A 26,020-nucleotide genomic window follows, 5' to 3' on the forward strand; every position below is an offset into this window, starting at 1 on the left:
GCGGGTCAAGCGGCCGAGCTGGCCAGCGCAATCGCGGGTGTTCGCCCGCTTCCCCGCTGGCGACCAGCAACGCTGGACCTGCCGACTAGTGGCTTCGCCATGACTGGACATCGCACCGAACGGGTGGCCGACGCACTGCGCGCCGTGATTGCGGAACTGCTGGTGCGCGACATTAAGGATCCGCGCATTGGCATGGTGACCCTCACCGGCGTCGAAATGAGCCCCGACCTCAAGCACGCCCGGGTCTTCTTCAGCTGCTTGGGTGACGAGGCCGCGCACCAGCGCTCATTGGCAGGGCTGCGCAGCGCCAGCGGCTTCATCAAGGCGCAGGCGGCGCGCCGCCTCAAGCTCCGCTTCACCCCTGAGATCACTTTCATCTTCGACCCAGCGCTAGAACGAGCCGAGCGCCTGGCGACGTTGTTGCGCCAGGCCGAGCAACCTGACCAGGAGGCCGCCCCCGGCGACCGCGATGATACGGGCGGTGAGGGGGAAGCATGATCGACGGTATCTTGCTCGTCGATAAGCCCGAGGGGCTGACCTCGGCTGCCGTCGTTCGCATCGCCAAGCGCAGTTTGCGGGTTAAGGTGGGGCACCTCGGCACGCTCGACCCGTTTGCCACCGGCCTGTTGCCGCTGTGCCTCGGTGAAGGTACCAAGATCGCCCAATTCCTGGTCGTTGCCGACAAGGTTTACGACGGCTTTATCCGGCTCGGCAGCGAGACCGATAGCGGGGACCGTACCGGCCGGGTGGTACGCACGGCAGAGGTGCCCGTCTTCGAGCCGGCGGCACTCGAGGTGCTGGCGCAACGCTTCACCGGCGAGCAACTGCAGACCCCGCCGATGTTCTCCGCGATCAAGCAGGGCGGGGTTCCGCTCTACGAACTCGCCCGCGCGGGCACCGAGGTTGAACGCGCGCCCCGCCCGGTGGTGATCCATCGTCTGCAATTGCGGCTGGTGGCGCCCGACCTTCTCGCGCTCGCGGTCCACTGCTCGAAGGGGACCTACATTCGCGTCTTAGCGCAGGACCTCGGCGTGGCACTGGGCTCGGCCGCTCACCTCGAAGCGCTGCGGCGTACGGCCTTCGGCGCCTTCAGCCTCGGCGATGCCGTCTCGCTCGCCGACCTCGAAGCCGGGCGGGTAGACAAGCTGATCGGCCTGCGCGCCGCCCTGCGGCACTTGCGCGAGTTCAGCATCGATGTCGGGCAAGCCCACCGCGCGCGTAGCGGCCAGGCGGCGGCGCTGCGCGACCTGCCGGCGGCCGCGGCGGTGGAAACGGCCAAGCTGATTGGCCCCGGCGGAGAACTGATCGCGGTGGTGTCAGGGGCGGCGGCCGCCCCGTGGCGCTTTGAACGGGTGTTTGCGCACCAACAAGTCTGAGCGCTGGCGGGCGAGGTGCGGGGTTGGCAATGCTGTCCGTTCTGCATGTGGATCCGGAGCGGCGCTGGGGCGGCGGGCAAGTGCACCTGCGCGAGTTGTGCCGCAAGCTGCGCGAGTTCGGCGTGTCACAAGCGGTTGCCTGCCATCCCGGCGCACCGTTGCATTTGGCGCTCGCGGCCGATGGGTTGGTGACGTTGCCGGTGCCGATTCGCAACGCCTTCGACGGGCGCGGCCTGTGGCGGCTGCGCCAGGCGCTGCGCGGCGGGTTGTTCCAGGTGGTGCACTTTCACACCGCGCACGCGCACGCCCTCAGCCCGTGGCTGCCGCGACAGCGGCGGGCGTTCGTGGTCACCCGTCACATGGAGACACCGCCGCGCAGCGCGCTGCTGTTCAATCACGCCGTCGATGGCGTGATCGCCATCTGCGAAGCGGTGCGCGGTGCGCTGCTGGGCGTGGGCGTCGCCGCCAGCAAAGTGCGGGTGATCTATCTCGGTATCGACCTGGCGCCACCGGCGGCAGGGGCGGCGGCGCGCCAGGCGCAGCGCCGGGCCTGGGGTGTTAGCGCTGACGAGATCGTGGTCCTGACCGCGGCGGTCTTGGAGCGCCGCAAGGGGCACCGCTTTCTGATCGAAGCGATCAGCCGACTGCCGCCGCTGCCCGGGCCCCCGGCACGCTTCGTCTTCTGCGGCAGCGGCTCGCAACAGCCGGCGCTGGCGGCGCAGGTGCGTGCCGCCGGGCTGGCCGATCGCGTTCTACTTGCCGGGTTTGCCGGTAACATGCCGGAGGTGTTGGCTGCCGCCGACCTCTTCGTCTTGCCGTCATTGGCCGAGGGCCTGCCGGTGGTGCTGATGGAGGCGATGGCCGCCAAGCTGCCGGTAATCGCGACCGCGGTGTCGGGCACGCCGGAAATCGTTGCCGACGGGGTGAACGGCCGGCTGGTGCCGCCGGCGGATCCGGCGGCGCTGGCGCGGGTGCTGACTGAGCTACTCGCCGACCCGGGCCGGCGGCTGGCCATCGGCCAACGTGGCCGCGCGCGCGTCGAGCAGCATTTTAGCAGCGAACGCATGGCGCGGGAGTTTCTGGCATACTATGAAGGCCTGCGCGCGCACCTGAATGAGCGACGCTTGGACGTGAGAGCAAGATGATCGGCGCCGACCATGTCGCCCGCTGGCTGCGGAGCTTTGCGAAAGTTCGCGTGCTAGTGCTCGGTGATCTCATCCTCGACCAGTTCATCTGGGGCCGGGTTGAGCGCATCTCGCCCGAGGCGCCGGTGCCGGTAGTGCAGGTTACCGATGAGTGTTTTCGGCTCGGCGGGGCCGCCAACGTGGTGCACAATGTGCGCGTGCTCGGCGGGCAAGCGGCCGTCCTGGGGGTGGTGGGAGCGGACGCTGCCGGGCGCCGGCTGTTGCAGCTGTTGCGCGCGATCGGCGCGAAGGTTGACGGCGCGGTGACGAGCCGGGGCGTGGGCACGACGCGCAAGACGCGCATCGTGGCGCACCAACAGCAGGTGGTGCGCCTCGATCGCGACCAGCCGTCGCAGCGCACGGCGGCCGCCGCGGCGCGCTTGGCGCGCGCGTTGCCGCGGCAGGTGGCCGCTGCCGATGTGGTGGTGGTCTCCGACTACGGCAAGGGTGTGGTCACCCCGGCGCTGCTGGCGCAACTGGCGGCGCTGCGCCAGCGCCGCGGCTTTGTGCTGGTCATCGATCCCAAGAAACAGAACTACGCCCACTACCGCGGGGCCACGCTGCTGACCCCGAACACCGCCGAGGCCAGCCAGGCCGCCGGTGTCGAGATCACGGACGCGGCGAGCTTGCAGCGTGCCGGCGCGCTGCTGCTCGAACGCTGGCAGGCCGAGGCCATCTTGATCACTCGGGGTGAGCACGGGATGGCGCTGTTCCAGCGCGGCGGCCCGGCTCGTCACTTCCCCACCGTCGCCCGTCACGTCTTCGACGTCACCGGTGCCGGTGATACGGTGGTGGCAACCGCGGCCCTGGCCTTGGGCGCGGGCGCGGCGCTGGAAGAGGCGGCGGTGCTGGCCAATCACGCCGCCGGCATCGTCGTCGGCGAGGTCGGCACTGCCACCGTGTCGCTCGCCGCATTGCGCGCCGCGTTGCGCCGGGGTGCAGCGTGAGCCGTACAGGGAGCTACGCATGCGCAGTATGACAGGGTTCGGACAGGCAACCGTGGAAGGTGACGGCCGCCGCATCACCGTCGAAGTGCGCTCCGTCAATCAGCGCTTTCTCGACGTCAAGCTGAACATGCCGCGGGAATACGCGCCGTGGGAGAAGGATCTGCGCGCGTTGGTTCAGGCGGCGGTTGGCCGCGGCAAAGTGGACGTGGCGATCAACCGCAGCGGTAACTCCACCGTCGAGGTCCGCGTCGAAATCAATCAGACCCTGGTCCGCGCTTACATCGACGGCCTGAGGCAACTGCAAGCGGAATTGGGTCTCGGCGGGCAGATCGATCTGGCGTTGCTGCTGAGCCGGCCGGAGGTGCTGCGGGTGGTCGAACGCCGGGGTGACCCGGCGCTCGAGATCGCGGCGGTACGCCGCGGACTCGAAGAGGCGTTGCACCGCTTCAACGCCGAACGCGCTCGCGAGGGCCGCGCGCTTGCGCGTGATCTGCGTCAGCGCCTCAAACACCTGCGCCAGATCGCCACCCGCATGCGCGCGCGCGCTCAGCGCCTGGGCCCGCTGTTGGCGCGCCGATTACGCCACCGCCTGGCGGAGCTACTCGAAGGCACCCCGGTCTCCGAAGAGCGGCTCCTGCAGGAGGTGGCGATCATGGTTGAGCGCGCCGACGTCACCGAGGAGCTGGTTCGCCTCGACAGCCACATGCAGGCGATGGCCACCGCCATCGCCGGGTCTGAGGCGGCCGGCCGGCAGCTCGACTTCCTGTTGCAGGAGCTTCACCGCGAGATCAACACCATCGCCTCCAAGAGCGCCGACTTGGATATGACCAACCTCAGCCTGGCTGCCCGCGCCGAAACCGAGAAGGTGCGCGAGCAGGTGCAGAACGTGGAGTAGTGCGCCGGAGCTTCGGGGCGCGCGCCCCGTGTCGCTTCAGCCGCTGGCGCCGGCCCCACCGGTCAATGCCGCCCGGGCGGCCGCCGCCGAGGCTCGGTCATGTACGTTGAAGCGCTTGAGGTTGCGGTCGATGCGGCGGGCAAGGCCGGTGAGCACGTTGCCGGGGCCGACTTCGACGACCGCGTGGATGCCCTCGGCGGCAATCATGCGAGTCATCAGCTCGTGCCAGCGGACAGTGCGGCTGACCTGCCGGGCCAGCCCGTCGCGGGCGTCGGCGCCGGAGCAGATCTTGCGCGCGTCGACGTTGTTGTAGAGCGGCACCCGCAAGTCACGGAAAGTGACGGCGCACAGGTCGGGCAACAGCCGTGCGGCGGCGGGCTGCATCAGCCGGCAATGAAACGGGGCGCTGACGGGCAATTCGATGGCCTTGGCGCCGGCCGCGGCCGCCGCCGCGCGCACCGCCGCGCGGTCGCCGGCGATGACGATCTGGCCCGGAGCGTTGAGGTTGGCGATGTCGACGACCCCTTCGCCGACACTCGCCAGGGCGCGCTCAACGGCTGGCAACTCCGCCCCCAGGAGCGCGAACATCGCCCCCTGTCCTTCCGGCACGGCCTCCTGCATGTAGCGGCCGCGCCGGTGTACCAGCGCGATGGCATCGCGGAAATCGAGGGCCCCGGCCGCGACCGCGGCGGCGTATTCACCCAAGCTGTGTCCGGCGACGACGGCCGGTTCGAGACCGAGCACGCGATAGGCCGCGATGCTGGCCAACACAATAGCCGGCTGCGTGTTGGCGGTGCGGCGCAGTTCCGCCTCCGGCCCCTCCAGTACGATGCGTGAGAGCTGGAAGCCGAGCACGTCATCGGCGGTGGCGAACAACTCGCGCACTTCGGCGAAATGTTCGTGGAGGTCAGCGGCCATGCCGACCGCTTGCGAACCTTGTCCGGGGAAAATGAACGCAACGCCTGCCAGACCCATGCACGCTTTCCTACGACGCCCAGCGGGGTTTGCGCAAGGCCAAGCGCGGCCTCGGCGCGCGCTATGCGGACAAAGGGCCGGAGCCCTCGAAGTGGCGGAAGGAGATGCTCGGTTTCTTCATCGACCCCCGTGATCTCGTCGATGTCCGGTTGCATTTCCCTGACTCCGCGTCTCCGTGTGAGCATGCCGTGTTGAATCGTTGCCGGCGAACTGATGGCCTTGACCCAGGCGATTCCCGGCGCGGCGACGGTACGCAGAAATCTGTCAACGTGCCGCGCCGGTGCGCGACTGCAGCTCCCCGAGTTGAGCCTCCAACTCGGCAATGCGCAGATCCTTGGGGTCCGGCATGAACACCTCGGTGATGTTGCCCGCCGGCATGCGCTGGCGCAGCGCGCCCTGGCCAGCATACACCACGGTGTCGTCATCCCACGATCCATAGTACGGGATCTCCATGGGCGGTTCTGCGGTCGCCCACTGCTTGACGAACTCGGCGTACGGCTGGCCGCGCCGCCGCCGCGCCATGCGCTCGGCCGCGCGCGCAGCGCAGGTGGCGTCCTCGTCCACCACCAGCGTCTCCTGGTCGTACACCACGCAGTAGATCGCCCGCGCCGACTCGTGTGAGATCAGTTCCTCGCTCAGATCCTTCATCACCAGTGCCGGCTCCCGCTCCAGCACGTCACCATAGCCGGCGCCGGCGCCCTGACAGGTCATGTAGATCTCACCCTCGCGCGCCAGCTCGAACGCCATGCCCGCATCCTGGCTGAGGTACTGCCCGCCGGGAATCGGCCGTTCGTTCATCAGCCGCACGATGTCGAAAGGAAAGGCGGTGCCGTGTTGCGCGAGGTAGTCGAAGACGTTGACGCCCTTGACCTTGGCGACCGGATAAGCCGGGCAACCGTAGCCGCCGAACAGCGGCGGGGCGGAGCAGAACCACGACCCCGACTGGGCGGTCATGAAGCCCCACATCGCGCTGCCGCGCACTGCCACCATCTGCTCGTAGCCGAGGCCGCCGCGGTACTTGCCCCAGCCGACGCGGTCGCGCGCCAGCTGCTGGGCGATCAGCCGCACCATCGGCAGCTCTTCCTCGTTCAGCTCCTGCTCGCCGGTGTCGCACATGTAGCCGAACAGCGGCGAGAGCGCGTGCTCACCGTCGCGGTTCTCGCGTGCCCCTTGGCCGTTGCCGTTGATGTCGGCGCAGAAGTTGCCGGTGACCTCGAAGTGCTGCGTCAGGCCGCCGTAAACGAAGGTGGCCGGCTGGTTGTACTGCGAGGCAATGATGTTGGTGTAGCGCTTCGGCACGCTGTAGCAGAACTTCGCCAACGCCAGGCTGAAAAGCGTGATCAGGCGGAATAGCGGCAGCAGACTCATCGCGTTGGGGGCCTCGACCGAGGCATCGATCAGCGAGTTTGAATCACTGACGAAATCGACCGGCGCGATCACCGCCTGATTGTGCGGCAGGTCCGGCCAGATGTTCTGTAGCAGCGTGGTCAGCAGTGCGATCTTCGCCGGCGCGATGACGGCGTTGATGGAGCGGTTGGTAAACTGCGGCGCCGTGCCGCGGAAGTCAGCAGTGATCTGCTCACCTCTGACGGTGAGAGTGACGCTGATCTTGATGAGGGCGTTCTCGCGCAGCGTGGAATCCAGCCAGCTGACCGCGCGTACGGTGCCGTCGGGCATCGCCGCGATGCGGCGGCGAACTTCCGCCTCGGTGTCCTCTAACGTCTGGCGCAACGTGGCGATGAGATACTCCCGGCCGAATTCGGCGCAGATGGCGTGCAGCCGATCGATCAGCCGAATGCAGGCATGCAGTTTGACCTTGAGGTCCTCGTACTGCAGCTTGGGATCGCGCACCGAGTTCTGCAGGAAGGTGAGCAGGTCACGCTTGATGCGGTAGTGCTCGACGATCTTGAAGGGCGGCATCTTGAGCCCTTCGTCCCACTTGCTTTCCGCTTTCGCCGGCATACCGCCGGGCTCGCAGGCGCCGTTTTCTCCCTCGTGAATCGTGGACGACACCCAGCCGATCAGCTCGCCATCGGCGAATACGGGCATGATCAGGCTCTGATCGGTGTTGTGGACACCGCCGTAACGGGAATCGTTGTGAATGAAGCCGTCGCCGTCGCGTACGCCCACCGTCGGCTCGTCGCTCCAATACTGCTTGACGAACTTGAGCGGATAGTGACAGACGCCGGCGAAGCCGACGATGCCGCGCGGGCCGATCATGGCCAAGTCGCCGGCGGCGGTGAAGACCGCGGTGACCAGATCGCCCCACTTGGCGCCGGGGGCCGCGCCCATCTGCTCGACCATGGTGAAGCTCTCAGAGAGCGCGGCGTCGAGGCGGCCGCGCACCTGCTGCAAACGGTGCGGATCGGGACGGTGCCGCAGAATCGCGTCTTCGGCGGCGGTGCGCGGCGCGAGGCGATGCTCGCGCATGATCTCCGGGTCGGGGCCGTAGAACAGTTTGTGCGTATCGATAAACGCGCGCAGCAGTTGCTGCTCTTCCGCACTCAACTCGCTGGGCGGCGCGCCCGGTTCCAGGCTCATGGCCGGCCTCTAGTCGAGCTCTTGCCCGTCCATGCCGGCGTTCTTGCGCGCTTGCCGCACCAAATCGGCCACGATCGGCCCCAGCGTCGTCGGGTCCTCCACCGGTTTGGCGACCGGGCCGCGGTGCCAGCCCTCGGCGATGCCCAGCAGGGTGCCGGTAGCCTCGAAGACCTTGCCGGTGACGGTGGCCGATTCGGCGCTGGCAAGCCAAGTCACTATCGGTGCGATCCAGCGCGGGTGGAGCGCGGCCTTGGCCGCCTCGTCGCCGCGTCCCATGGCGAGATCTTCCGTCATCCGCGTCAGCGCCCCGGGAGCGACGGCGTTGACGGTGATGCCATAGCGGCGCAGTTCACGGGCGGCGATGACGGTGAAGGCGGCAATGCCGGCCTTGGCCGCGCCGTAGTTGGTCTGGCCGGGGTTGCCGTAGATGCCGGATACCGAGGTAGTGTTGATGATGCGGGCGTCCACTGGCTTGCCGGCTTTAGCCTGATCGCGCCAGTAGGCGGCGGCGAAGTGGGCGGGGGCAAAGGTGCCCTTCAGATGCACCTTGATGACAGCATCCCACTCGGCTTCGGTCATGTTGACGAGCATGCGGTCGCGTAGGATGCCGGCGTTGTTCACCAGCACGTCCAGGCGGCCGAAGCTAGTGATGGCTTGCCGGATCATGCTTTCGGCCCCGGCCCAATCGCTGATGTCATCGCCGTTAGCGGCGGCCTCGCCGCCGGCAGCCTTGATTTCGTCTACCACCTCGCTGGCCGGCCCCAGCGAGGCGCCGGTGCCGTCGCGGGCCCCACCCAGGTCGTTGACGATCACCCGCGCACCGTGCGCGGCCAGCATCAGTGCGTGCTCGCGGCCGATACCGCGCCCGGCGCCGGTGACGATGGCGACTCGCCCTTCGCATAGCTTGCTCATTGAGAACCCTCCTCGCGCTCTGGCTGCCGGACTCGGCGTTGAAGTCCGGTCTGGACCTGTGGCTTACGCCAGGCTCGCAAGCGAATCAATGCCTTCGCCCTGGAGGCGCGGAGCACGAGAGCGCGGCTACTCGATCAACGGGCGTGTGCTGAACACGCCGCCGTGGTGCTCGACCACGATAATGCCGGCGTTGGCGGTTGCCAACACTTGTTCCCAACACCCGGTGATGTGGGCTTCTATCGCCATGAGGACGCCGGCGTGAGCCACGACCACGACATCTTGCGCGGGGTAAACGCTGGCCAGGCGCAGCAGGGCCGGCACGACCCGGCGCTGCACGTCGGTGAGCGCCTCTCCGCCCGGCGGCCGCCATTCCCAGCGCCGCTGCGGGTTGAATGCCGGGTCCTGCAGCGCGACGTCGTAGGGCTGGCCCATCAGTTGTCCCATGTGCTGCTCGCGCACTTCGGGGTCGATCGACAGTGGCAGGGCGAGCTCGGCGGCAATGATCTCGCCGGTCTCGCGGGCACGGGCATAGGGGCTGGCGACGACGCGGATCGGGGCGAACTGCGCGTGAATGCGCTCAGCGGCGTTGCGCGCCTGCGCCCGCCCATTGTCGGTCAGCGGCACCTCAGTCGAGTGCGTAAAGCGGCGGTCGCGATTGCCCTCGCTCTCACCGTGGCGCACCCAAATCAGCCGGCCGGCGCCATCGCCGCTGCGCTGCCTCAGGCTCATCGGCCGAGCAACCCGCGGTAGAGTTGGAGGTACTGCTGGGCGCTGCGCGCCCACGAAAAGTCTGCCGCCATCGCGTTCTGCATCAGTATTCGCCATTGCGCCGGCCGGCGGTAGCAGCTCAGCGCGCGGCCGAGGCAGTCGAGCAAGGCCGGCACGCTGTAGTCGCTGAACTTGAAGCCGGTGCCGGTGCCGGCCGCCGGTTCGAACTCACTGATGGTGTCGTCGAGCCCGCCGGTGGCCCGTACCACCGGGATGGTGCCGTAGCGCAGGCTGTAGATCTGGTTGAGCCCGCAAGGCTCGTAGCGCGACGGCATCAGGAACATGTCGGCCCCGGCTTCGATCTGGTGGGCGATGGTGTTGTCAAAGGCGATCCGCACGCCCACCTGCTTGGCGAAGCGCCGGCCGAGAGCAGCAAGCAGGTCCTGGTACTGGGCGTCGCCGCTGCCCAGCACCACCAGTTGGAGCTTGCGCCGCAGTAGCACGGGCAGGGCCTCGGCAAGCAGGTCGAAGCCCTTCTGTGCCGCCAGCCGCGAGACGATGCCGAGCAGCGGTCGCTTGGGTTCAACCGGCAGGCCGAACAGCCGCTGCAGGTCGGCTTTGCAGGCGGCCTTGCCGGCGAGGTCATTGGCGCTGTAGCGGGCGGCGATATGCGGGTCGTGCTCGGGACTCCACTCGCGGTAGTCAACCCCATTGAGGATCCCGGTCAGCGCCCGGCGGCGCGCGCGCAGCACGCCAGCGAGTCCGTGGCCGAATTCTTCGGTCTGGATCTCCTCGGCATACTTGCGGGAGACGGTGGTGAGGGCATCGGCGAACACCATGCCGGCCTTGAGGTAATTGATCTTGCCATAGAACTCGAGTTGCTCAGGATTGTAGTAACGCCGGTCGAGAATGAGCAAGTGCCAGTCGGCGTTCCAGAACAGGCCTTGGTAGGCGAGGTTGTGGATGGTGAGGACGGTCTTGGTGGCGGCCAGCGTGGGATAGCGGGCGGCGTCTGCCCGCAGGAAGGCCGGGGCGAGCGCGGTCTGCCAGTCGTGACAGTGCAACACCGCGGGTGCGCCCAGGTGTGCGGCAATCGCCAAGACGGCGCGAGCGAAGAAGGCGAAGCGTTCGGCGTTGTCGAGGAAGTCGCCCGCGGCGGTGCCGTAGAGGCCGTCGCGATCGAAATAGGCATCGGCGCAAGGCAGATACACCGGCACGGCGCCGGCCAGTTTGGTGGTGAGGATCTCGACGCTGACTTCGCGGTTGCCCACCGGCACGGTGATCGACCAGCCCGCCGGTTGCAGCCCGAAGCGCTCGCGGTTGATCGCGCGATAGGCGGGTAGGACCACGGTGACGTCGGCACCGGCGGCTTGCAAGACGCCGGGCAGGGCGCCGGCGACATCAGCCAAGCCCCCGGTCTTGGCCAGCGGTACGGCCTCGGAGGCCGCCATCAGAACCTTCATTGTCTGTGGCTGAGCAATCGCGGCTACGACTCGCCGGCCTCGCGCAGCGCGCGGGCCGCCTCCTCGGGCGGTGTCGGGTTGATGTAGAAGCCGGTGCCCCACTCGAAGCCGGCGACCTTGGTCAGCTTGGGGATGATCTCGAGGTGCCAGTGGTAATAGCCGGAGTCGCTGTCTTGCAGGGGCAGCGAGTGAATCATGTAATTGAACGGCGGCCGGTCGAGCACGCGATTGAGGCGGCGCAAGGCGTCGCGCAGTGCTTGCGCCAAGTGATGGTACTCGTACTTGGTAGCGTTCTCGAAGGCCGCACCGTGCTGCTTGGGGAGGATCCAGGTCTCCAACGGAAAGCGCGGCGCAAACGGGCAGACGGTGATAAAGTCGGCGTTTTCGGCGACCAGGCGCACGCCGCTCTCGGTCTCCTGGCGCACGATGTCACAGAAGACGCAGCGCTCCTTGTATTGGAAGTACTCGCGCGCCCCTTGCAGCTCCTCGGCGACGTTGAGCGGCACGATCGGCAGGGCGATCAGCTGCGAGTGTGAATGCTCCAGGCTGGCGCCGGCCTCGGCGCCGTGGTTCTTGAAGATCAGGATGAAGCGGAAGCGCCGGTCCTTGCGCAGGTCGAGGATCCGGTCCCGGTACGCCCACAGCACTTCCTCCACCTGCGCCACCTGCAAGTCGGCGAGATGGCTATCGTGGTCGGGGGTTTCGATCACCACCTCGTGAGCTCCCAAGCCGTTCATGAGGTCGTACAGGCCCTCGCCGTGGCGGCCGAGTTCGCCCTCGATGCGCAATGCCGGGAACTTGTTGGGGACCACCCGCACGCTCCAGCCGGCGGTGTCGGGGCCGTTGCCGTTGCTGCGGTAGGCAAGCACCTCCGGCGGGGTTTCCAGCTCGTGTCCGGCACAAAAGCCGCACGGGCCGCCGCGGCGCGCATCGCCGCCATGGGTGAAATCGTGCGGGCGCTTGCTGCGTTCGGTGGCAATGATCACCCACCGTCCCATCACCGGGTCTTTGCGAAGCTCGGGCATACTCAACCAATATTCCGTATCAGGCGCGGGCGAGCAAGCTGTTCTAGGAGAGCGGACGAAGACGCGGAGCAGCAGCGGTCGGCCCCGCCGCTATCCCGGGAAAGCAGCCGCGGGGGTGTGGACGGCCGATCACGAGGCCGCGGCACGCAGGCGCTGGCTGCCGGCCTCGCTGTCGCTGGCCTCGAGTGCCAGGGCGAGCACTTCGTCGAGCGTATCGACGAAGTGGAAAGTCATCTCCTTGCGTGCCGACTCGGGCACATCTTCGAGGTCGGTTTCGTTGCGCTTGGGCAGGATTACGGTGGTGATGCCGGCGCGGCGGGCGCCGAGCACCTTTTCCTTCACGCCGCCGACCGGCAGCACCTTGCCGCGCAAGGTGATCTCGCCGGTCATGGCGAGGTCGTGGCGCGCCAGGCGCCCGGTCAGCAGCGAGGCCAGTGCGGTGGCGATCGTCACGCCCGCCGACGGCCCGTCCTTGGGCACGGCACCGGCGGGCACGTGGATGTGCAAGTCGAGGTTTTCGAAGAAGTCGGCCGCCAAGCCGTAGCGCTCGGCGCGGCTGCGGACGTGGCTGAGGGCGGCTTGCGCCGATTCCTTCATCACTTCGCCCAAGTGGCCGGTCAGCGTCAGCCCTTTCTTGCCGGTCATCTTGGTGGCTTCGATGAAGATGATGTCGCCGCCCATCGGCGTCCACACCAGCCCGACGGCGATGCCCGGTTCGTTGGTGCGCTCGGCGATTTCAGAAAAAAAGCGGCCGGGGCCGAGCAGCTCGCGGACTCTTTCCGTGGTGATGGTGGCGGGTTCGGTCTTGCCCTCGGTATAAGCCCGCGCGGTCTTGCGGCAGATACTGCCGATCTCGCGCTCGAAGTTGCGCAGCCCGGCCTCGCGCGTGTAGTGGCGCACCAGCTGCACCAGCGCCTCGTCGCTGAACGTGATCTGTTCCAGCGCCAGGCCGTTTTCTTTCACTTGCTTGGGCAGCAAATGGCGGCGGGCGATCTCAAGCTTTTCCTCCTCGGTGTAGCCGAGCAGCTCGATCACCTCCATACGGTCGCGCAGCGGCGGCGGAATCGGTTCGAGCATATTGGCGGTGGTCACGAACATGACCTTGGAGAGATCAAACGGAACATCGAGGTAGTGATCCTGGAAGGTGTTGTTCTGCTCGGGATCGAGCACCTCCAACAGGGCCGAGGCCGGATCACCGCGGAAATCAGTCCCCAGCTTGTCGATCTCATCGAGCATGAACAGCGGGTTGTTGGAGCCGGCGGTGCGCAGGCCCTGAATGATGCGGCCGGGGCGGGAGCCGAGGGAGGTGCGGCGGTGGCCGCGCATCTCGGCTTCGTCACGAATGCCGCCGAGCGAAAGGCGGATGAACTTGCGGCCGAGGGCACGCGCGATCGACTTGCCGAGCGAGGTCTTGCCGACTCCCGGCGGGCCGACGAAGCAGAGGATTGGCCCCTTGGAGTCCTGCTTCAACTTGCGCACGGCGAGGAACTCCAAGATGCGGTCCTTGATCTTCTCGAGATCGAAGTGATCTTCATCGAGAATGCCGCGGGCGTGAACGATCTCGAGGTTGTCGGTGGTCGAGGCACTCCAGGGCAGGTTGACCAGCCACTCGATGTAGGTGCGCACGACAGAGTGTTCGGCCGACTCGGGCGGGATGATGCGCAAGCGCTCGAGTTCGTTCTCGCAGGCTTTGCGCGCCTCCTCCGGCATATTGGCCTGCTCCATCTTGGCGCGCATCTCCTCGATCTCGGCCGCACGCGGATCGCCTTCGCCGAGTTCCTTCTGGATCGCGCGCATCTGCTGGCGCAGGTAAAACTCCTTCTGGTTCTTCGACAGCTCCGACTGCACCTGGGTCTGGATCTTGTGCCCGAGCTCGAGCAGCTCGATCTCGCGGTTCAGGATCGCGGACAGGCGCTCCAGCCGTGCTCGCACCTCGAGGGTGCTGAGCAGCTCCTGCTTTTCCTCGATCGAAATGTTCAAGTTCGAGGCGATCAGGTCGGTGACCTTGCCCGGGTCCTTGATGTTCATGACCACGACCTGCAGCTCGTCGGGCAGGTAGGGGATCATGGAGACGAACTTGGCGAACTGGTTGACCATGTGCGCTTGCACCGCCTCCAGCTCCTTGGAGCCGTCGTGCAAGTCGCTGAGGTGGCGCACACGCGCGCGCATGTACGGGGTCAGCTGTAGGAACTCGGTGGTCTCGATTCGCCGCAGGCCCTGCACCAGAATGCGCACGCTGCCGTCGGGGTACTTGAGCATCTTGAGGATGCGTCCGGCAGCTCCGCGGCCGAACAGCCCGGCCGGTTCCGGCGCTTCCTCCTCGGGGTTCTTTTGCGCGATCAGCGCGAGCATGCGGTCGCTGGCGAGGGCTTCTTCCACCGCTTGCAGCGAGGGTCCGCGCGAGATCAGCAGGGGCACGATCGCAGATGGGAAGATCGCCACGCCGCGCAAAGGCAGCACCGGCAACTCCGTCGGCACGGCGATGCCGCTCAGGTCATCCTCGAAGCCGAAGAACCGCTGCTCTTTGATTTCGGTGATTTCCGTCTCTTCGCTTTCGCTCATGTTCTCACGACTCGGGTTTGGCCGGCGCGGTTACCGGCTCTCGTGCGCGGCGATCCGGCTCTCAGCTTTCGTTGCGGCGTGAATCTAGTACACACCTGCTATGCGAACAAGGGGGCAGCTTACGGTCGTGAAAGAGCGGCCGAGCCAGTTTGACTTAAGCCAAGTGGGCCGCTAGGGACGAACCACAACTGGGCGAGGATGATTGTTGTGGCAGACCGCTTGTTCAGCATCGAGGAAGCCAACGCGCTCATTCCCAAGCTCGAACTGCTGATGGCCCGCTTGCAGCAGAGTGCCGCGCAGTTGCGCCGCAGTATCGAAGCTCTGGCGGCGGAAACCGGCCGGGCGGCCAACGACCTTAGTGGCAGCGACATCGTCACGCTGCGCCCGGGACTGCGGCCGCTGATCGTGGAAATGGAGCAACTGGTCGGCGAGATCGAAGCCTGCGGCGGCGAGTTCAAGGGCTTGGATCTGGGCCTGGTGGATTTTCCCGCCGAGGTCGATGGTGAAGTGGTGTTGCTGTGCTGGCAGTTCGGCGAGAAGGAAATCGCCTATTGGCACGCGTTGGAGGCGGGCTTCTCCGGCCGCAAGCCGCTGTCGCGGCAGCGCGATCGACGCAAGTACTTGCAGTAGGCTGGTGCGGCAGTGGTCTTCGCCGGCGTCAAGGTCATCTATCTGCTTGCCCTGATTGTGTGGCTGGGTGAAGTCGTGTGCGTGTCATTCGTGGCCGCACCGGCCCTGTTTCGCGTGCTGGCGGTGGCCGACGCCGGGCGGGCGGTGAGCGCGATCTTCCCGATCTACTACAAGGTGGGCTACGCCTGCGGTGGCTTGCTCTTGGGTAGTGCTTTGATCTTGCGTTCGCTTGCGGGCGGGCGTGCCTGGGCCGTGGTGGCGGCGCTGGCGGCGCTGATGCTGGCCGCGACCCTATATGCCGGCGTCGTGGTCCAACCGCGGGCCCAGAGCTTGCGCCACCAACTCCACGCCGAGGTTGCCGCACCGGAGGTCAAGGCGCAATTCGACCGCCTGCACCATTTGGCGGTGCAACTCAATGTCGCCGTGCTGCTCGGGGGCTTGGCGATCGCCGCCATCACGGCGGTGCAGCTCAAGCCCTAGGTTAACTCGATCTCCCGGTTTGATGTACCGCGCGGTAGTGTTCGACCTCTACGACACGCTGGTGGTGTTCCGGCCGCAAGTGCCGGCACTCGAGGTGGCGGGCACCCGCTATCGGTCGACCATGGAATGGATGGCCGAGACGGTGGCGCGTGAGTTGCCGGCGGTGGAATTCGGCGACTTTCTGCGTGCCGTAGCGGAGACCACCACGGAGATCATTCGCGCGCGCCCGCCGGAATACCTCGAAGTGCCGTCGGCCGAGCGATTCCGGCGGGTGTTGCTGCGCCTGGATTACGGCCGCGCCGACTTGGCCGAGAAGGCCGCCTGTTTGTCGCAGGTGCACATGTGCCACTTGGCGGCCCAGACCGAACTACCCGCGGAACACCTCGCCTTGGTGCAGGCCCTGGCGGCGCGCTATCCGCTCGGGCTGGTGTCGAACTTCGATCACGGCCCGACCGCCCGCGCCATCTTGGCCCGCCATCGACTCACCGATCTATTCCGCAGCATCGTGATCTCCGATGGATTTGGCCGGCGCAAGCCGCACCCGGCGATTTTCGCCGAAGCCTTGCGCCAGCTCGGCGCCGCCGCGGCCGAGGCGCTGTTCATCGGCGACAGCGCGGTCGACGACGTGGCGGGGGCCAGCGCAGCCGGCATGGCCACGTTGTGGATCAATGCCCGCCGCGAGCCCTTACCCGACGGCGTGCCGGCGCCGACCCACACCGTCACGCGGCTGGTCGCCGTCGCCGAGATCCTCGGCATCGAACTGCAAGCGCTGAATTGATCGCAAAAGGGTCCGCCGCGGCGCGGGCTACGACACGCGCTCGACCAGTTGATCGATCAGGTCGAGCAGGTTGTCCTTGTAAGCCGAGGGGGGCACGACTTGCATGGCGGCGCGGGCGCGGTCGGCGTGACTCATGGCCAGGGTGCGAACTTCGTCGAGCACACCGGAACGCCGGATGCGTGCCAGCGCGGCGCTAACATCGGCGGCGGTCGGCTCCGGCTTTTGGAACAAACGGCGTAACTCGTGGTCACTGCGCATCGCCAGCACCACCGGCAGCGAAGGGTTGCCGTCGCGCAGATCAATGCCGACGGGCTTGCCGATGCGCTCCTCGGTGCCGGCGACGTCGAGCAGATCATCGACCATCTGGAAAGCGATGCCGACGGCAAAGCCGCACTCGGCCATGCCGGTGACCACGACCTCATCGGCGCCGCCGAGATGTGCCCCCGTGCGCGCCCCTTGTTGAAAGAGCGACGCGGTCTTGCGGTTGATGATCTCCAGGTAGTCGGCGAACGTCACTGAGGGATTGTGCCGGAAGCGCGCCTGCATGATCTCGCCTTCGGTAAGCGCGACGCAGGCCTCGGCCGCCCAGCTGATGACCTTCTCGTCGAAGCGGGCACAGAGCTGAAAGGCGCGGCAAAAGAGGAAGTCACCGGCCACCAAGGTGTCGGCAAGGCCATACTTGCGTAACGCCGAATCGTTGCCGCGGCGGATCTCGCTACCGTCGATGATGTCGTCGTGCAGTAGTGTCGCGGAGTGAATCAGTTCGAGCGCGGCGGCGGCGTCGACGATGTCCGCCAGATTACCGCGGCCGCAGGCGCGGAAGACCAACAAGGTGACTGCCGGGCGCACCCGTTTGCCGCCCGAGTCGAGCAGATAATGCGAGATCTCGCTCAGCCGCGGCTCGCGCGAGCCGATCAACTCCGTCAGCCGCTGCTCGACCCGCTCGAGCTCTTCGCTGATCAACAGGCCGGCGGCTTCGGAGTACTGGCGCGCGGCGCTGGGGCTGGCGGTGGTCACGTTTCAATCCTTTACACAGGGCGGGTGAGTGTTTGCAAATAATGACAAATCCTCCGGGGAGTCAACCCCGAGCCCGCACCCAGCGCGGCTGCCTGCGTTGCTTTTCAGAAGCGGACTGGTAGGGTCATCCGATCATGGCCGGCTCCGAGATTCCCACCGACATCAGGCGCCTGGGCAAGCACGGCGTCGAGATTGTGTGGCGTGACGGCCACCGCTCCGAGTACACCAACCACGAGCTGCGCCAGCACTGCCCGTGTGCCGCTTGCCGCGCCCGCCCGCAACATGCGTTGCCGGTAGTCGGTGCCGGCGGCGCGGAGCTGTTTGCGGTCCAGATCGGCGTTGTCGGCCGCTATGCCATCAGCATTCAGTGGAGTGATGGCCACGACACCGGCATTTACAGCTACCGCACGCTGCGCGGACTATGCCCGTGCCCTGCCTGCCGTACGCCCGCGGGCGCGGAGGGCGCGAAGGCGCACCTGCCAGCATGACCACCAAGGCGCAGCAGAGTCCGAACGAGGAGTTGGGGCCGATTGCCGGCGTGCGCGATATCATCGCCGTCGCCAGCACCAAAGGGGGCGTGGGTAAGTCCACCGTCGCCGTCAACCTGGCCCTGGCGATGCAGCGGCACGGCAGAACGGTGGGGCTGCTCGACGCCGACGTTTACGGGCCCAGCCTGCCGCTAATGCTCGGCGTTTCCGGCCGGCCGCGGATGGCGGACGACAAGCGCATTTTTCCGCTGGAGAAGTACGGCCTGCGGGTGATGTCGCTGGGCTTCTTTCTCGACGACTCGTCGCCGGTGATCTGGCGTGGCCCAATGGTAATGGGCCTAGTGCGGCAGTTTCTCAAGGACGTCGAGTGGGGCACGCTCGACATCCTGGTGATCGACCTGCCGCCGGGAACCGGCGACACCCAGCTCACTTTGGTCCAGCAAGTTCCCCTGGCCGGGGCGGTGATCGTCACCACGCCACAGGCGGTGGCCTTGCTCGATGTGCAGCGCGGCATCGCGATGTTCGAGCAGGTCAACACCCCGGTGCTCGGGGTGGTGGAGAACATGAGCTATTACCACTGCCCGAAGTGTGGCCGTAACGACGAATTATTCGGCGCCGGCGGCGGCGCACGCATTGCGCAGAGCTTCGGGGTGCCGCTGCTGGGCCAGCTCCCGCTCCAGCCGGCTATCCGCGCCAGCGGTGACGCCGGAACACCTATTGTGGCGGCGGAGCCGCAGGGCGAGGCCGCGATCATCTTCGGCAGTATCGCCGGCCGGGTGCTGGATGCCATCGAGGCCGCGCGCGGTGAAACCGCCGCCCCACGTATCGTCGGGTAGGCGCGGGGACCATGCGGCTTTGCAGGGCGGGCGCGAGTTCCTTGTTCAGCGTGGAGCCATGTGGTAGCTTCGCGCGACTTTTTTTGTTCAACCGGAGGCTGCGTTAATGTCAACCGTGATCACCGAGGAATGCATCAACTGCGGCGCTTGTGAGCCGGAGTGCCCGAATACCGCCATCTACGAAGGTGGTGCCCAGTGGGAGTCGGATGGCTCCAGCCACCCAGCGATTAAGGATGACATCTATTACATCGTGCCGGACAAGTGCACCGAGTGCGTCGGCTTCTTCGATCAGGAGCAGTGCGCCGCGGTGTGCCCGGTGGACTGCTGTGTGCCCGACCCCAACATACCCGAGACCGAAGGCGTGCTGGTCGAGCGGGCGCGCAAGCTGCATCCCGACAAGGAAATCGGCGCCGATTTTCCCTCGCGCTTTCGCAAAGCCTGAGGCTGAGGCTGCCGGCCTGGATGCAAGTGGCCGCGCCGTTTCGCGATTGCTGTCGGCCTTGAGGGTTGCATGGAGCTAGCCTCGCGTGCCGGGCTCGCGGCGCTGCTCTTGGTCTTGATCCCGGCCTCGGCCCTCACCAGCATCATCTGGTTTGCGCGTCGCCGCCCCGACACCAGCGCGGCCGGCGGGTCGTTGCTGTTGGGCCCGACGCTGCGCGCCTGGCATTTCGAGAATATGCGTCCTTTCGAGGACGCCTTGGTGCGCCGTCGGGTGCCGCCGGCGTGGCTGTCGTGGGCGCAACTGCTGGTCGGCGTAATCGTCGGCCTCACCTACGCTCGGGGGTTGATGTTCGATAGTGGCTTGCTGCTAATCCTGGCGGGCACGCTCGATATTCTCGACGGCCGGGTGGCGCGGCGCACCAACTCCGGCAGCCGGCGCGGGGCGTTCATGGACTCGGTCATCGATCGCTACGCCGACAGCATCGCCTATCTCGGTATCGCTGTCTACTTCCGCGACTCGTGGGTGCTGTGGGCGGCAATGTTGGCGCTCGTCGGCGGGGTAATCACCAGTTACACCCGCGCCCGCGCCGAAGGGCTAGGGGCCACCTGCTACGTCGGCCTGCTGCAGCGGCCGGAGCGCTACGTCCTGCTCGGGCTGGGCTCGGTCTTCAGCTCGTTGGTCGAGCAACTCGCCGGCCATCCGGCGAACTGGCAGCCCAACGTGCTGCTCACGGTCGTCATCGTGCTGCTGGCGGGGCTGTCCAACTTCACCGCGGTGCAGCGCGCGCTGCACGTCATGCGGCAACTCGATGGGCCTTTGCCACCGGGGCCGTCACATGGCTGAGCTCGATGCCAAGGGCCGGCGCGTTCTCGGCTACTTCGTCTTCATGCTCGGGGCCGGGCTGGTGTTGGACAGCTCGGCTTTGTGGTACGGAGTGCTGGTGATGATTGCCGGCGCCGCTTGCTTTGCCGCGGGGGTAACGACCCGGCCGCCGCCGGGGGATGCCGCGTGAGCCGCACGGTTCGCATCGCTCTGAGCATCGCGATCTCGGCGATCTTCCTGGCCTTCGCCGTGCGCGGGGTGGAGTGGAGCAAGGCGGCCGCGGCTTTGGCCGGGGCGCATTACATCTACGTCATTCCGATGATCGCGATCACGGTGTGGTCGCTCTACATCCGCGCCCAGCGCTGGCGCGTGTTGCTGCGCCCGGTGGGCAGGCCGGCCATGCGCACGCTGGTGGCAGCCACCAACATCGGCTTCATGGCCAACATGGTGCTGCCGCTGCGCATGGGCGAGGTGATTCGCCCGGTCTTGCTCAGCCGCAAAGAGAACGAGCCGCTCGGTGGCATCCTGGCCACCATCGTACTCGAGCGCATCTTCGACATGTTCACGATACTGTTCCTCTTCGGCGTTTCGGCGGCGGCGGTGACGGTGTCGCCGACGGTAAGCCAGTGGGGTTACCGGCTGTGCGGCCTGGCGCTGGCCATCGGTGCTGCGGTCGCCTTCATCCGCTGGCAGGAGGCGCTGGCGCTGCGCTTGCTGCAGCTGGGGCTGCGGCCGCTGCCGGCGCGACTGGCCGGTCCGATCGAGCACTTCTTTCGCGGCTTCGTGCAGGCGCTCGAGATTCTCGATAGCCCCTTGACCTTCGTGCAGTTGCTGGGGTGGTCGCTGTATCTGTGGGTGGTGATCGGCAGTATCTATCTGTGCGGCATCGTGGCCTTCGATCTCAGCGTGCCGCTGCTGGTGGGCGCGATTGCGGTGACCGCGATCGTCGCCATCGCGGTATCGGCGCCCTCGGCGCCCGGCTACATCGGCGCCTTTCAGCTCGGTTGCGGGCTATCGCTGGGGATTTTCGGGGTCTCGGAGAGCGACGCCTTCGCTTACTCGATCATCTTGCACGTGACCCAGTTTGTCGGCGTCGTCGCCGCCGGGCTATACTCGCTGTGGCGGGAGAACATGTCGTTGAGTCAAGTCGAAGCAGTGTCGGAGGCCGAAGGTGCGGCGTCTTGAGCAGCGCACCATCGTGCTCGGGCTGAGCGGAGGCATCGCCGGTTACAAGGCGGCTGAGACCGTCCGGTTGCTGGTCAAAGCCGGCGCCGGCGTGCGGGTGGTCATGACCCGCAACGCGCAGCAGTTCATCACCCCGTTGACGCTGCAAACGCTCAGCGGCCACCCGGTCGCCACCGACACATTTGATCTGACGCAGGAGTCGGAGATCGGTCACATCAAACTGGCCGACTCGGCGGACGTCGTGGTGGTAGCGCCGGCGACGGCCAACGTGATCGGCAAGCTCGCTCACGGCATCGCCGACGACCTGTTGACCACGCTGCTGCTGGCAGTGCGGGCCCCGGTGCTGATCGCGCCGGCCATGAATAACCACATGTACGAGAACACGATCGTGCAGGAGAACTTGGCGCGGCTGCGCGCCCACGGCTATCGCATCATCGAGCCGGCAGCGGGCTACCTGGCCTGCGGCTATGAAGGCCAGGGCCGCCTCGCCGATCCGGAGGTCATCGTGGCCGAAGTGGCGCGCGCGCTGACGCCGCCCGAGTTGTCGGGCCAGTGTGTGTTGGTCAGCGCGGGGCCCAATCGCGAGCCCATCGATCCGGTGCGATTCATCTCCAATCGCTCCACCGGCAAGATGGGCTTTGCGCTGGCCGCGGCCGCGTGGCGGCGCGGCGCTGAGGTCGTGCTGGTTGCCGGTCCAACCAGCCTAACGACCCCGCACGGCGTTCGGCGCGTCGACGTCAGCACCGCCGCGGAGATGCAGCGAGCGGTGCTGGACGCCTTCGAGCGCGCCAACGTGGTGCTGATGTCGGCGGCCGTGGCTGACTACCGCCCGGTGAAAGTGGCCCCCGCCAAGCTCAAGAAGGGAGCCGGCAACTTGCAACTCGAACTGGCGCGCACCGCTGATATCTTGTCCGACCTCGGGCCGCGTAAAGGTGATCGTATCGTCGTCGGCTTCGCCGCGGAAACCGAGGCCGTGCTCGCCAACGCCCAGCGCAAGTTGCGTGAAAAGGGCGTGGACTTCATGGTGGCCAACGACGTCTCGCGGGTGGATGCCGGCTTCGCCGTCGATACCAACGCGGTAACGATTGTCGGCTCCGACAACAGCGAGGAGTTGCCGCTGATGTCCAAGGACGAGGTGGCGGAGGCGATTCTTGATCGCGTGGTGGCGCGGCTGCGCGCGCGGCAGAGCGCGATCTTAACGCCAAGCTCGCGCGCGCAGTGCTGCTCCAGGGCCATGGGCGAACCCCGCAGTCCCGAGGCCGTCCAGCTGGTCGCCGGCCTGCTGGCGGCTACCCCGGCCTTGCTTGCCGAGGCGCGAGCGGCGCTGAGCGCAGAGTTCGGCCCGCTCGAGGCCGCCAGCGCGCCCTACCGCTGGAGCGAGAGTTCCTACTACAGCGAGGAGATGGGCGCCGAGATTTGGCGCCAGTTCGTCAGCTTTGCCGCCTGTGTCGATGCCGGCGACCTGGCCGCGGTTAAGCAGCGCACCAACGCTATGGAGGGGCGCTGGCGCTCGCCGCAGGGGCGGCGGGTCAACCTCGACCCCGGTTATCTCGCTGATAACAAGCTGGTGCTGGCGTCAACCAAGGACGCCGCCCATCGTATCTATCTGGGTGGCGGCATTTACGCCGAGGCCACGCTGCACTTCGCCCACGGCTCGTGGCGGCCGTATCCGTACACGTACCGCGATTACGCCGGTGATACGGCGGTCGCCTTCTTCAATGCCGTGCGGGCGCGCCGGCGGGCGGCGGGCCATGGTGCGGGGCCGGAGCAGCCAGCTGCGCCCGCAACGTCTCAGGACGCAGGACCAAAGCGCTGATCTCGTGGCGCAAGGCGGGCGTGATGCGCCCTTGGTTGAGCAATGATCGCAGCGTGCGGCGAATTCTCATTGCCTGCGCCAGGGCCTGCTTCCCGGTGGGGTCGCCGCCTTGCGACGCTGACTTCCTGCCGTCATGGAGTAGCTCGACAATACTATCCACGCACAGCTGGTTGTAGATCGGCACCACCGCCGGCGGTAGGGCGAAACGGGAGCGGGCATCGACTGCCAGCACGACGCGGTGCCACTGCTCGAACCCTTGCCACGCCAACACCGAGTTGAAGATACGTTTGTTGGTGCGAAAGGAGAACAACGAGCGAGCCACCACCCGCTCGACCAGAGCGTCGCAATGGCGAAAGCGGCCGCGGCGCAGCTCCTGCGCCAGATCGCGCAAGGCCGGGTCCTGTAGCGAATCGAAGCGGGCCTCCCAGTAAACGTGGCGCAGGGTGCGCGCCGGGTAGCTGACGATCAGTTGCGTCGGCACGAAGTGGTTGTGCGAATAAACGTCGGCGGCGAGATGCGAGAGGTAGCCGCACGCAAACGCCCGCTCGGCGTCGGAACGGGCGGCCGCCCGCACCTGCCAGCCCACCAGCCACGAATGACAGTGGGCCGCCAGGGCGCGGGTGTACTTCTTGACCTGCGTGATGTCGGCGCCGATGCAGCCGTAAAGGTATTCGAGCGGATGCTGCGCCAACAAAACTTGAAGGGCGGCAGTGGCGGTGTTAAGGTTCTGCAACACTGTCGACCCGTGAGCCAAGTGCGTAATCGGCCCCCATGCCTGCGCTTCCGAGGGCGCCAACAATCCGGCGATAAACACTGTAAGCAGGACTACAGCCATCGCCAGTGAGCGTACTATGGCGACACCGACCCCTCAAGCTGAATTGCTCGCGCTGGTGGCCAGCATGCGTGCGGCGGTAGAGGAGCTGCGCGCCACCGGGGTGGCGGGCTTTCCGCCGGGCGGTATCACGCCCGCACCGGCAACTCGGAATGAGCCCCCGACCATAATGGCCGCGGGCGGCGGCGACCAGGCCACGGACGCCCATCCCTCGCTCGCGGCGCTGCGTGCCGAGATCGGCGACTGCCAGCGCTGCAAGCTGCACCAGGGGCGCACCCACCTCGTCTTCGGCGTCGGCAACCCGAACGCCGAGATCATGTTCGTCGGCGAGGGCCCGGGCCAGGACGAAGATCTCCAGGGCGAGCCGTTTGTCGGGCGAGCGGGCCAACTGCTGACGGAAATCATCACCAAGGGCATGAAGATGCGCCGGGCCGACGTCTACATTGCCAACGTGGTGAAATGCCGGCCGCCGAACAACCGCAATCCCGAGCCCGAAGAGATCGCCGCCTGCGAGCCCTTCCTGCTCCGGCAGATCGAATGTATCCGGCCACGCGTGCTGGTGGCGCTGGGGAAGTTTGCGGCGCAGACCCTGCTGCGCGAAACCACCCCCATCACCAGACTGCGCGGCCGCTGGTTCGACTACCATGGCATCAAACTGATGCCGACTTTTCATCCCGCCTATCTGTTGCGCAACCCCGCGGATAAGAAGCTGGTGTGGGAAGACATCAAGCAGGTGCTAGCCGAGGTCGGAAGGCCGCTGTGATGCCCCAGCACAGCCGTTCTCTGGTGGCGCGCTATCGCCGCGCAACACGCCTGGCGGGCATGATCGTCATGCTGCAACTGGCGCTGCCGCTGGGTGCCGCCTCGCGCCACGTCAACCTCATCGAAATCGACGCCGGCATCAACCCGGCCACCGCCGACTTCATCCACGAAGCCATCGACGAGGCTCGCCGTGACGGGGCACAGGCACTGATCATTCAACTTGATACCCCCGGCGGTCTGCTCGACTCGACCAAGAGCATCGTCAAGGACATGCTCGGCTCGCCGGTACCGGTGATCGTCTACGTTGCCCCCAGCGGCGCCGGCGCGACCTCCGCGGGAGTGTTCGTCACTATGGCGGGAAGCCTGGCCGTGATGGCACCGGGCACTAATATCGGCGCCGCGCATCCGGTCGGCGGCCAAGGGGAAGACATCGGCGGTGATATGCGCGAGAAGGCGGAGAACTTCGCCGTCTCACTGAGCAAGACCATCGCCCAGCAGCGCGGCCGCAACGTCGACTGGGCCGAGAAGGCGGTGCGCGAGAGCGTCTCGATCACCGAGCAAGAAGCCCTCACCCTCAAAGTGATTGATCTGATCGCCACCGACTTGAACGACCTGCTGCGGCAAGCCGACGGCCGCGAGGTCGACGTCAACAACGCCAAGGCGCGCCTCGAGCTCGCCGGTGCCGAGGTGGCGCGCAAACAGATGCGGCTGAAGCAGAAGCTGCTCAACATTCTGGCCAACCCCAACGTCGCCTACCTGCTCATGATGGCCGGATTGCTCGGCCTCTACGTCGAATTCACCCATCCGGGCGTGTTCTTCCCGGGCGTGGCTGGGGCGATTTGCCTGCTGCTGGCGCTCACCGCCTTGCAAGTGCTGCCGATCAATTACAGCGGGTTGGCGCTGATCTTTCTCGGCGTGGCGATGCTGGTGGCCGAGCTGTTTCTGCCCAGCTTCGGCGTCGTCGGCGTTGGCGGCATGATCGCGTTTGTCATCGGCTCGCTGCTGCTGTTTGACACCCCGGAATCAAACCTCGCCGTCGACCGCGGCATCATCTTCGCCGCCGCCGCCACGCTCGGGGGCTTCACCATGGTGGTGGGCTTTCTGGTGGTCCGCTCGCAGCGGCGCAAGCCCGCGCTCGGCCGCGAAGGCCTGGTTGGCGAGGTCGGCGAAGTGCGGCAGCGGCTGGCGCCCAACGGCAAGATCTTCGTGCATGGCGAGTATTGGAACGCGACCGCTCACGAGCCGATCGAGGTCGGTGAGCACGTCGAAGTGGTCGCGGTCGATGGCCTGAAGCTGGTGGTGCGCCGCGCCGCGGCCGCCGGCTGAACTGCGGAAGGAGGCGAG

General features: G+C 66.9%; 26 protein-coding genes. 17 read left to right on the top strand and 9 right to left on the bottom strand.

What is annotated here, in order from left to right; all coding sequences use genetic code 11:
- Window positions 1–99: 99 nt before the first annotated feature.
- From rbfA to HY699_23945, 5 genes are read left to right on the top strand one after another with little or no spacing between them, the layout of a single operon-like run.
- On the top strand, window positions 100–498 hold the full coding sequence (gene rbfA, locus HY699_23925) for a 30S ribosome-binding factor RbfA (GenBank protein ID MBI4518854.1): 399 nt from the start codon (window positions 100–102) through the stop codon (window positions 496–498).
- Complete coding sequence (gene truB, locus HY699_23930) at window positions 498–1,376, top strand: tRNA pseudouridine(55) synthase TruB (GenBank protein ID MBI4518855.1); 879 nt, start codon at window positions 498–500, stop codon at window positions 1,374–1,376. Before rbfA ends, truB begins: the two co-directional genes overlap by 1 nt.
- Window positions 1,377–1,405: 29 nt before the next feature.
- Window positions 1,406–2,521: a glycosyltransferase family 4 protein gene (locus tag HY699_23935; protein ID MBI4518856.1), complete on the top strand. Its 1,116-nt coding sequence runs from the start codon at window positions 1,406–1,408 to the stop codon at window positions 2,519–2,521.
- The gene (gene rfaE1 / locus HY699_23940) at window positions 2,518–3,507 is read left to right on the top strand and encodes a D-glycero-beta-D-manno-heptose-7-phosphate kinase (protein MBI4518857.1); all 990 of its coding nucleotides are present in this window, start codon (window positions 2,518–2,520) and stop codon (window positions 3,505–3,507) included. Before HY699_23935 ends, rfaE1 begins: the two co-directional genes overlap by 4 nt.
- A 19-nt stretch (window positions 3,508–3,526) precedes the next feature.
- Window positions 3,527–4,402, top strand: coding sequence for a YicC family protein (locus HY699_23945; GenBank protein ID MBI4518858.1), 876 nt, complete (start codon window positions 3,527–3,529; stop codon window positions 4,400–4,402).
- 36 nt (window positions 4,403–4,438) lie between these two features.
- Here HY699_23945 and fabD read toward each other — a convergent pair whose 3' ends face one another.
- The 7 genes from fabD to lon form a co-directional block, all read right to left on the bottom strand.
- Entirely contained in the window at window positions 4,439–5,377 is a 939-nt protein-coding gene (fabD, locus tag HY699_23950) for an ACP S-malonyltransferase (protein ID MBI4518859.1), read from the bottom strand.
- A 264-nt stretch (window positions 5,378–5,641) separates the two neighbouring features.
- Window positions 5,642–7,918: a hydantoinase B/oxoprolinase family protein gene (locus HY699_23955; protein MBI4518860.1), complete on the bottom strand. Its 2,277-nt coding sequence runs from the start codon at window positions 7,916–7,918 to the stop codon at window positions 5,642–5,644.
- Between the two features lie 9 nt (window positions 7,919–7,927).
- Window positions 7,928–8,830: an SDR family NAD(P)-dependent oxidoreductase gene (locus HY699_23960; protein ID MBI4518861.1), complete on the bottom strand. Its 903-nt coding sequence runs from the start codon at window positions 8,828–8,830 to the stop codon at window positions 7,928–7,930.
- Window positions 8,831–8,956: 126 nt separating this feature from the next.
- On the bottom strand, window positions 8,957–9,559 hold the full coding sequence (locus HY699_23965; GenBank protein MBI4518862.1) for a histidine phosphatase family protein: 603 nt from the start codon (window positions 9,557–9,559) through the stop codon (window positions 8,957–8,959).
- Window positions 9,556–11,001, bottom strand: a complete 1,446-nt coding sequence (gene glgA, locus HY699_23970; GenBank protein ID MBI4518863.1) for a glycogen synthase GlgA — start codon at window positions 10,999–11,001, stop codon at window positions 9,556–9,558. The genes HY699_23965 and glgA overlap by 4 nt, the downstream gene beginning before the upstream one ends.
- Window positions 11,002–11,024: 23 nt before the next feature.
- A complete protein-coding gene (gene galT / locus HY699_23975) occupies window positions 11,025–12,026 on the bottom strand; it encodes a galactose-1-phosphate uridylyltransferase (protein ID MBI4518864.1) in 1,002 nt (333 codons plus the stop codon).
- Window positions 12,027–12,155: 129 nt separating this feature from the next.
- Window positions 12,156–14,588 (bottom strand): endopeptidase La, encoded by a 2,433-nt coding sequence (lon, locus tag HY699_23980; GenBank protein MBI4518865.1) that lies wholly within the window; start codon window positions 14,586–14,588, stop codon window positions 12,156–12,158.
- 207 nt (window positions 14,589–14,795) lie between these two features.
- Here lon and HY699_23985 point away from each other — a divergent pair, with 207 nt between their 5' ends.
- Genes HY699_23985 through HY699_23995 form a run of 3 tightly spaced genes read left to right on the top strand, consistent with a single transcriptional unit; the run spans window position 14,796 to window position 16,476 of the window.
- On the top strand, window positions 14,796–15,218 hold the full coding sequence (locus HY699_23985; GenBank protein ID MBI4518866.1) for a DUF2203 domain-containing protein: 423 nt from the start codon (window positions 14,796–14,798) through the stop codon (window positions 15,216–15,218).
- A gap of 12 nt (window positions 15,219–15,230) precedes the next feature.
- A complete protein-coding gene (locus tag HY699_23990; GenBank protein ID MBI4518867.1) occupies window positions 15,231–15,698 on the top strand; it encodes a DUF4149 domain-containing protein in 468 nt (155 codons plus the stop codon).
- A 22-nt stretch (window positions 15,699–15,720) separates the two neighbouring features.
- Window positions 15,721–16,476: an HAD family hydrolase gene (locus HY699_23995; protein ID MBI4518868.1), complete on the top strand. Its 756-nt coding sequence runs from the start codon at window positions 15,721–15,723 to the stop codon at window positions 16,474–16,476.
- 27 nt (window positions 16,477–16,503) lie between these two features.
- Here HY699_23995 and HY699_24000 read toward each other — a convergent pair whose 3' ends face one another.
- The gene (locus HY699_24000; GenBank protein ID MBI4518869.1) at window positions 16,504–17,493 is read right to left on the bottom strand and encodes a polyprenyl synthetase family protein; all 990 of its coding nucleotides are present in this window, start codon (window positions 17,491–17,493) and stop codon (window positions 16,504–16,506) included.
- Between the two features lie 134 nt (window positions 17,494–17,627).
- Here HY699_24000 and HY699_24005 point away from each other — a divergent pair, with 134 nt between their 5' ends.
- From HY699_24005 to coaBC, 7 genes are all read left to right on the top strand, one after another.
- A complete protein-coding gene (locus HY699_24005; protein MBI4518870.1) occupies window positions 17,628–17,981 on the top strand; it encodes a DUF971 domain-containing protein in 354 nt (117 codons plus the stop codon).
- Window positions 17,915–18,817, top strand: a complete 903-nt coding sequence (locus HY699_24010; GenBank protein ID MBI4518871.1) for an Mrp/NBP35 family ATP-binding protein — start codon at window positions 17,915–17,917, stop codon at window positions 18,815–18,817. Before HY699_24005 ends, HY699_24010 begins: the two co-directional genes overlap by 67 nt.
- Window positions 18,818–18,923: 106 nt before the next feature.
- Window positions 18,924–19,259: a YfhL family 4Fe-4S dicluster ferredoxin gene (locus HY699_24015; GenBank protein MBI4518872.1), complete on the top strand. Its 336-nt coding sequence runs from the start codon at window positions 18,924–18,926 to the stop codon at window positions 19,257–19,259.
- Between the two features lie 69 nt (window positions 19,260–19,328).
- A complete protein-coding gene (locus HY699_24020) occupies window positions 19,329–20,102 on the top strand; it encodes a CDP-alcohol phosphatidyltransferase family protein (GenBank protein MBI4518873.1) in 774 nt (257 codons plus the stop codon).
- Window positions 20,095–20,271 carry a hypothetical protein gene (locus HY699_24025; GenBank protein MBI4518874.1) on the top strand — a complete coding sequence of 59 codons (177 nt, stop codon included), beginning with the start codon at window positions 20,095–20,097 and terminating at the stop codon, window positions 20,269–20,271. Before HY699_24020 ends, HY699_24025 begins: the two co-directional genes overlap by 8 nt.
- A complete protein-coding gene (locus HY699_24030; GenBank protein ID MBI4518875.1) occupies window positions 20,268–21,266 on the top strand; it encodes a flippase-like domain-containing protein in 999 nt (332 codons plus the stop codon). Before HY699_24025 ends, HY699_24030 begins: the two co-directional genes overlap by 4 nt.
- Window positions 21,253–23,082 (top strand): bifunctional phosphopantothenoylcysteine decarboxylase/phosphopantothenate--cysteine ligase CoaBC, encoded by a 1,830-nt coding sequence (gene coaBC / locus HY699_24035; protein ID MBI4518876.1) that lies wholly within the window; start codon window positions 21,253–21,255, stop codon window positions 23,080–23,082. Before HY699_24030 ends, coaBC begins: the two co-directional genes overlap by 14 nt.
- On the opposite strand, the gene HY699_24040 is transcribed toward coaBC, so the two are convergent.
- The gene (locus HY699_24040) at window positions 22,982–23,818 is read right to left on the bottom strand and encodes a zinc dependent phospholipase C family protein (GenBank protein ID MBI4518877.1); all 837 of its coding nucleotides are present in this window, start codon (window positions 23,816–23,818) and stop codon (window positions 22,982–22,984) included. The genes coaBC and HY699_24040 overlap by 101 nt on opposite strands.
- Before the next feature lie 163 nt (window positions 23,819–23,981).
- Between HY699_24040 and HY699_24045 the strand changes: the two genes are divergently transcribed.
- On the top strand, window positions 23,982–24,677 hold the full coding sequence (locus HY699_24045; protein ID MBI4518878.1) for a uracil-DNA glycosylase: 696 nt from the start codon (window positions 23,982–23,984) through the stop codon (window positions 24,675–24,677).
- On the top strand, window positions 24,677–26,002 hold the full coding sequence (locus HY699_24050; GenBank protein MBI4518879.1) for a nodulation protein NfeD: 1,326 nt from the start codon (window positions 24,677–24,679) through the stop codon (window positions 26,000–26,002). The genes HY699_24045 and HY699_24050 overlap by 1 nt, the downstream gene beginning before the upstream one ends.
- The last annotated feature ends 18 nt before the right edge of the window (window positions 26,003–26,020 follow it).

It is taken from the genome of Deltaproteobacteria bacterium, assembly GCA_016210005.1.
In the GTDB taxonomy this organism is placed as follows: Bacteria; Desulfobacterota; Binatia; order HRBIN30; family JACQVA1; genus JACQVA1.

Excerpts from the sequence above, each read along its gene's own strand:
- HY699_24050 (MBI4518879.1), top strand. The coding sequence starts at position 24,677 with ATGCCCCAGCACAGCCGTTCTCTGGTGGCGCGCTATCGCCGCGCAACA.
- fabD (MBI4518859.1), bottom strand. The coding sequence starts at position 5,377 with ATGGGTCTGGCAGGCGTTGCGTTCATTTTCCCCGGACAAGGTTCGCAA.
- HY699_23935 (MBI4518856.1), top strand. The coding sequence starts at position 1,406 with ATGCTGTCCGTTCTGCATGTGGATCCGGAGCGGCGCTGGGGCGGCGGG.
- HY699_23965 (MBI4518862.1), bottom strand. The coding sequence starts at position 9,559 with ATGAGCCTGAGGCAGCGCAGCGGCGATGGCGCCGGCCGGCTGATTTGG.
- HY699_23945 (MBI4518858.1), top strand. The coding sequence starts at position 3,527 with ATGCGCAGTATGACAGGGTTCGGACAGGCAACCGTGGAAGGTGACGGC.
- HY699_24010 (MBI4518871.1), top strand. The coding sequence starts at position 17,915 with ATGCCCGTGCCCTGCCTGCCGTACGCCCGCGGGCGCGGAGGGCGCGAA.
- HY699_23995 (MBI4518868.1), top strand. The coding sequence starts at position 15,721 with ATGTACCGCGCGGTAGTGTTCGACCTCTACGACACGCTGGTGGTGTTC.
- HY699_23955 (MBI4518860.1), bottom strand. The coding sequence starts at position 7,918 with ATGAGCCTGGAACCGGGCGCGCCGCCCAGCGAGTTGAGTGCGGAAGAG.
- HY699_24045 (MBI4518878.1), top strand. The coding sequence starts at position 23,982 with ATGCGTGCGGCGGTAGAGGAGCTGCGCGCCACCGGGGTGGCGGGCTTT.
- rfaE1 (MBI4518857.1), top strand. The coding sequence starts at position 2,518 with ATGATCGGCGCCGACCATGTCGCCCGCTGGCTGCGGAGCTTTGCGAAA.
- HY699_24015 (MBI4518872.1), top strand. The coding sequence starts at position 18,924 with ATGTCAACCGTGATCACCGAGGAATGCATCAACTGCGGCGCTTGTGAG.
- glgA (MBI4518863.1), bottom strand. The coding sequence starts at position 11,001 with ATGAAGGTTCTGATGGCGGCCTCCGAGGCCGTACCGCTGGCCAAGACC.
- rbfA (MBI4518854.1), top strand. The coding sequence starts at position 100 with ATGACTGGACATCGCACCGAACGGGTGGCCGACGCACTGCGCGCCGTG.
- HY699_24020 (MBI4518873.1), top strand. The coding sequence starts at position 19,329 with ATGGAGCTAGCCTCGCGTGCCGGGCTCGCGGCGCTGCTCTTGGTCTTG.
- galT (MBI4518864.1), bottom strand. The coding sequence starts at position 12,026 with ATGCCCGAGCTTCGCAAAGACCCGGTGATGGGACGGTGGGTGATCATT.
- HY699_24005 (MBI4518870.1), top strand. The coding sequence starts at position 17,628 with ATGGCCGGCTCCGAGATTCCCACCGACATCAGGCGCCTGGGCAAGCAC.
- lon (MBI4518865.1), bottom strand. The coding sequence starts at position 14,588 with ATGAGCGAAAGCGAAGAGACGGAAATCACCGAAATCAAAGAGCAGCGG.
- HY699_24025 (MBI4518874.1), top strand. The coding sequence starts at position 20,095 with ATGGCTGAGCTCGATGCCAAGGGCCGGCGCGTTCTCGGCTACTTCGTC.
- HY699_23960 (MBI4518861.1), bottom strand. The coding sequence starts at position 8,830 with ATGAGCAAGCTATGCGAAGGGCGAGTCGCCATCGTCACCGGCGCCGGG.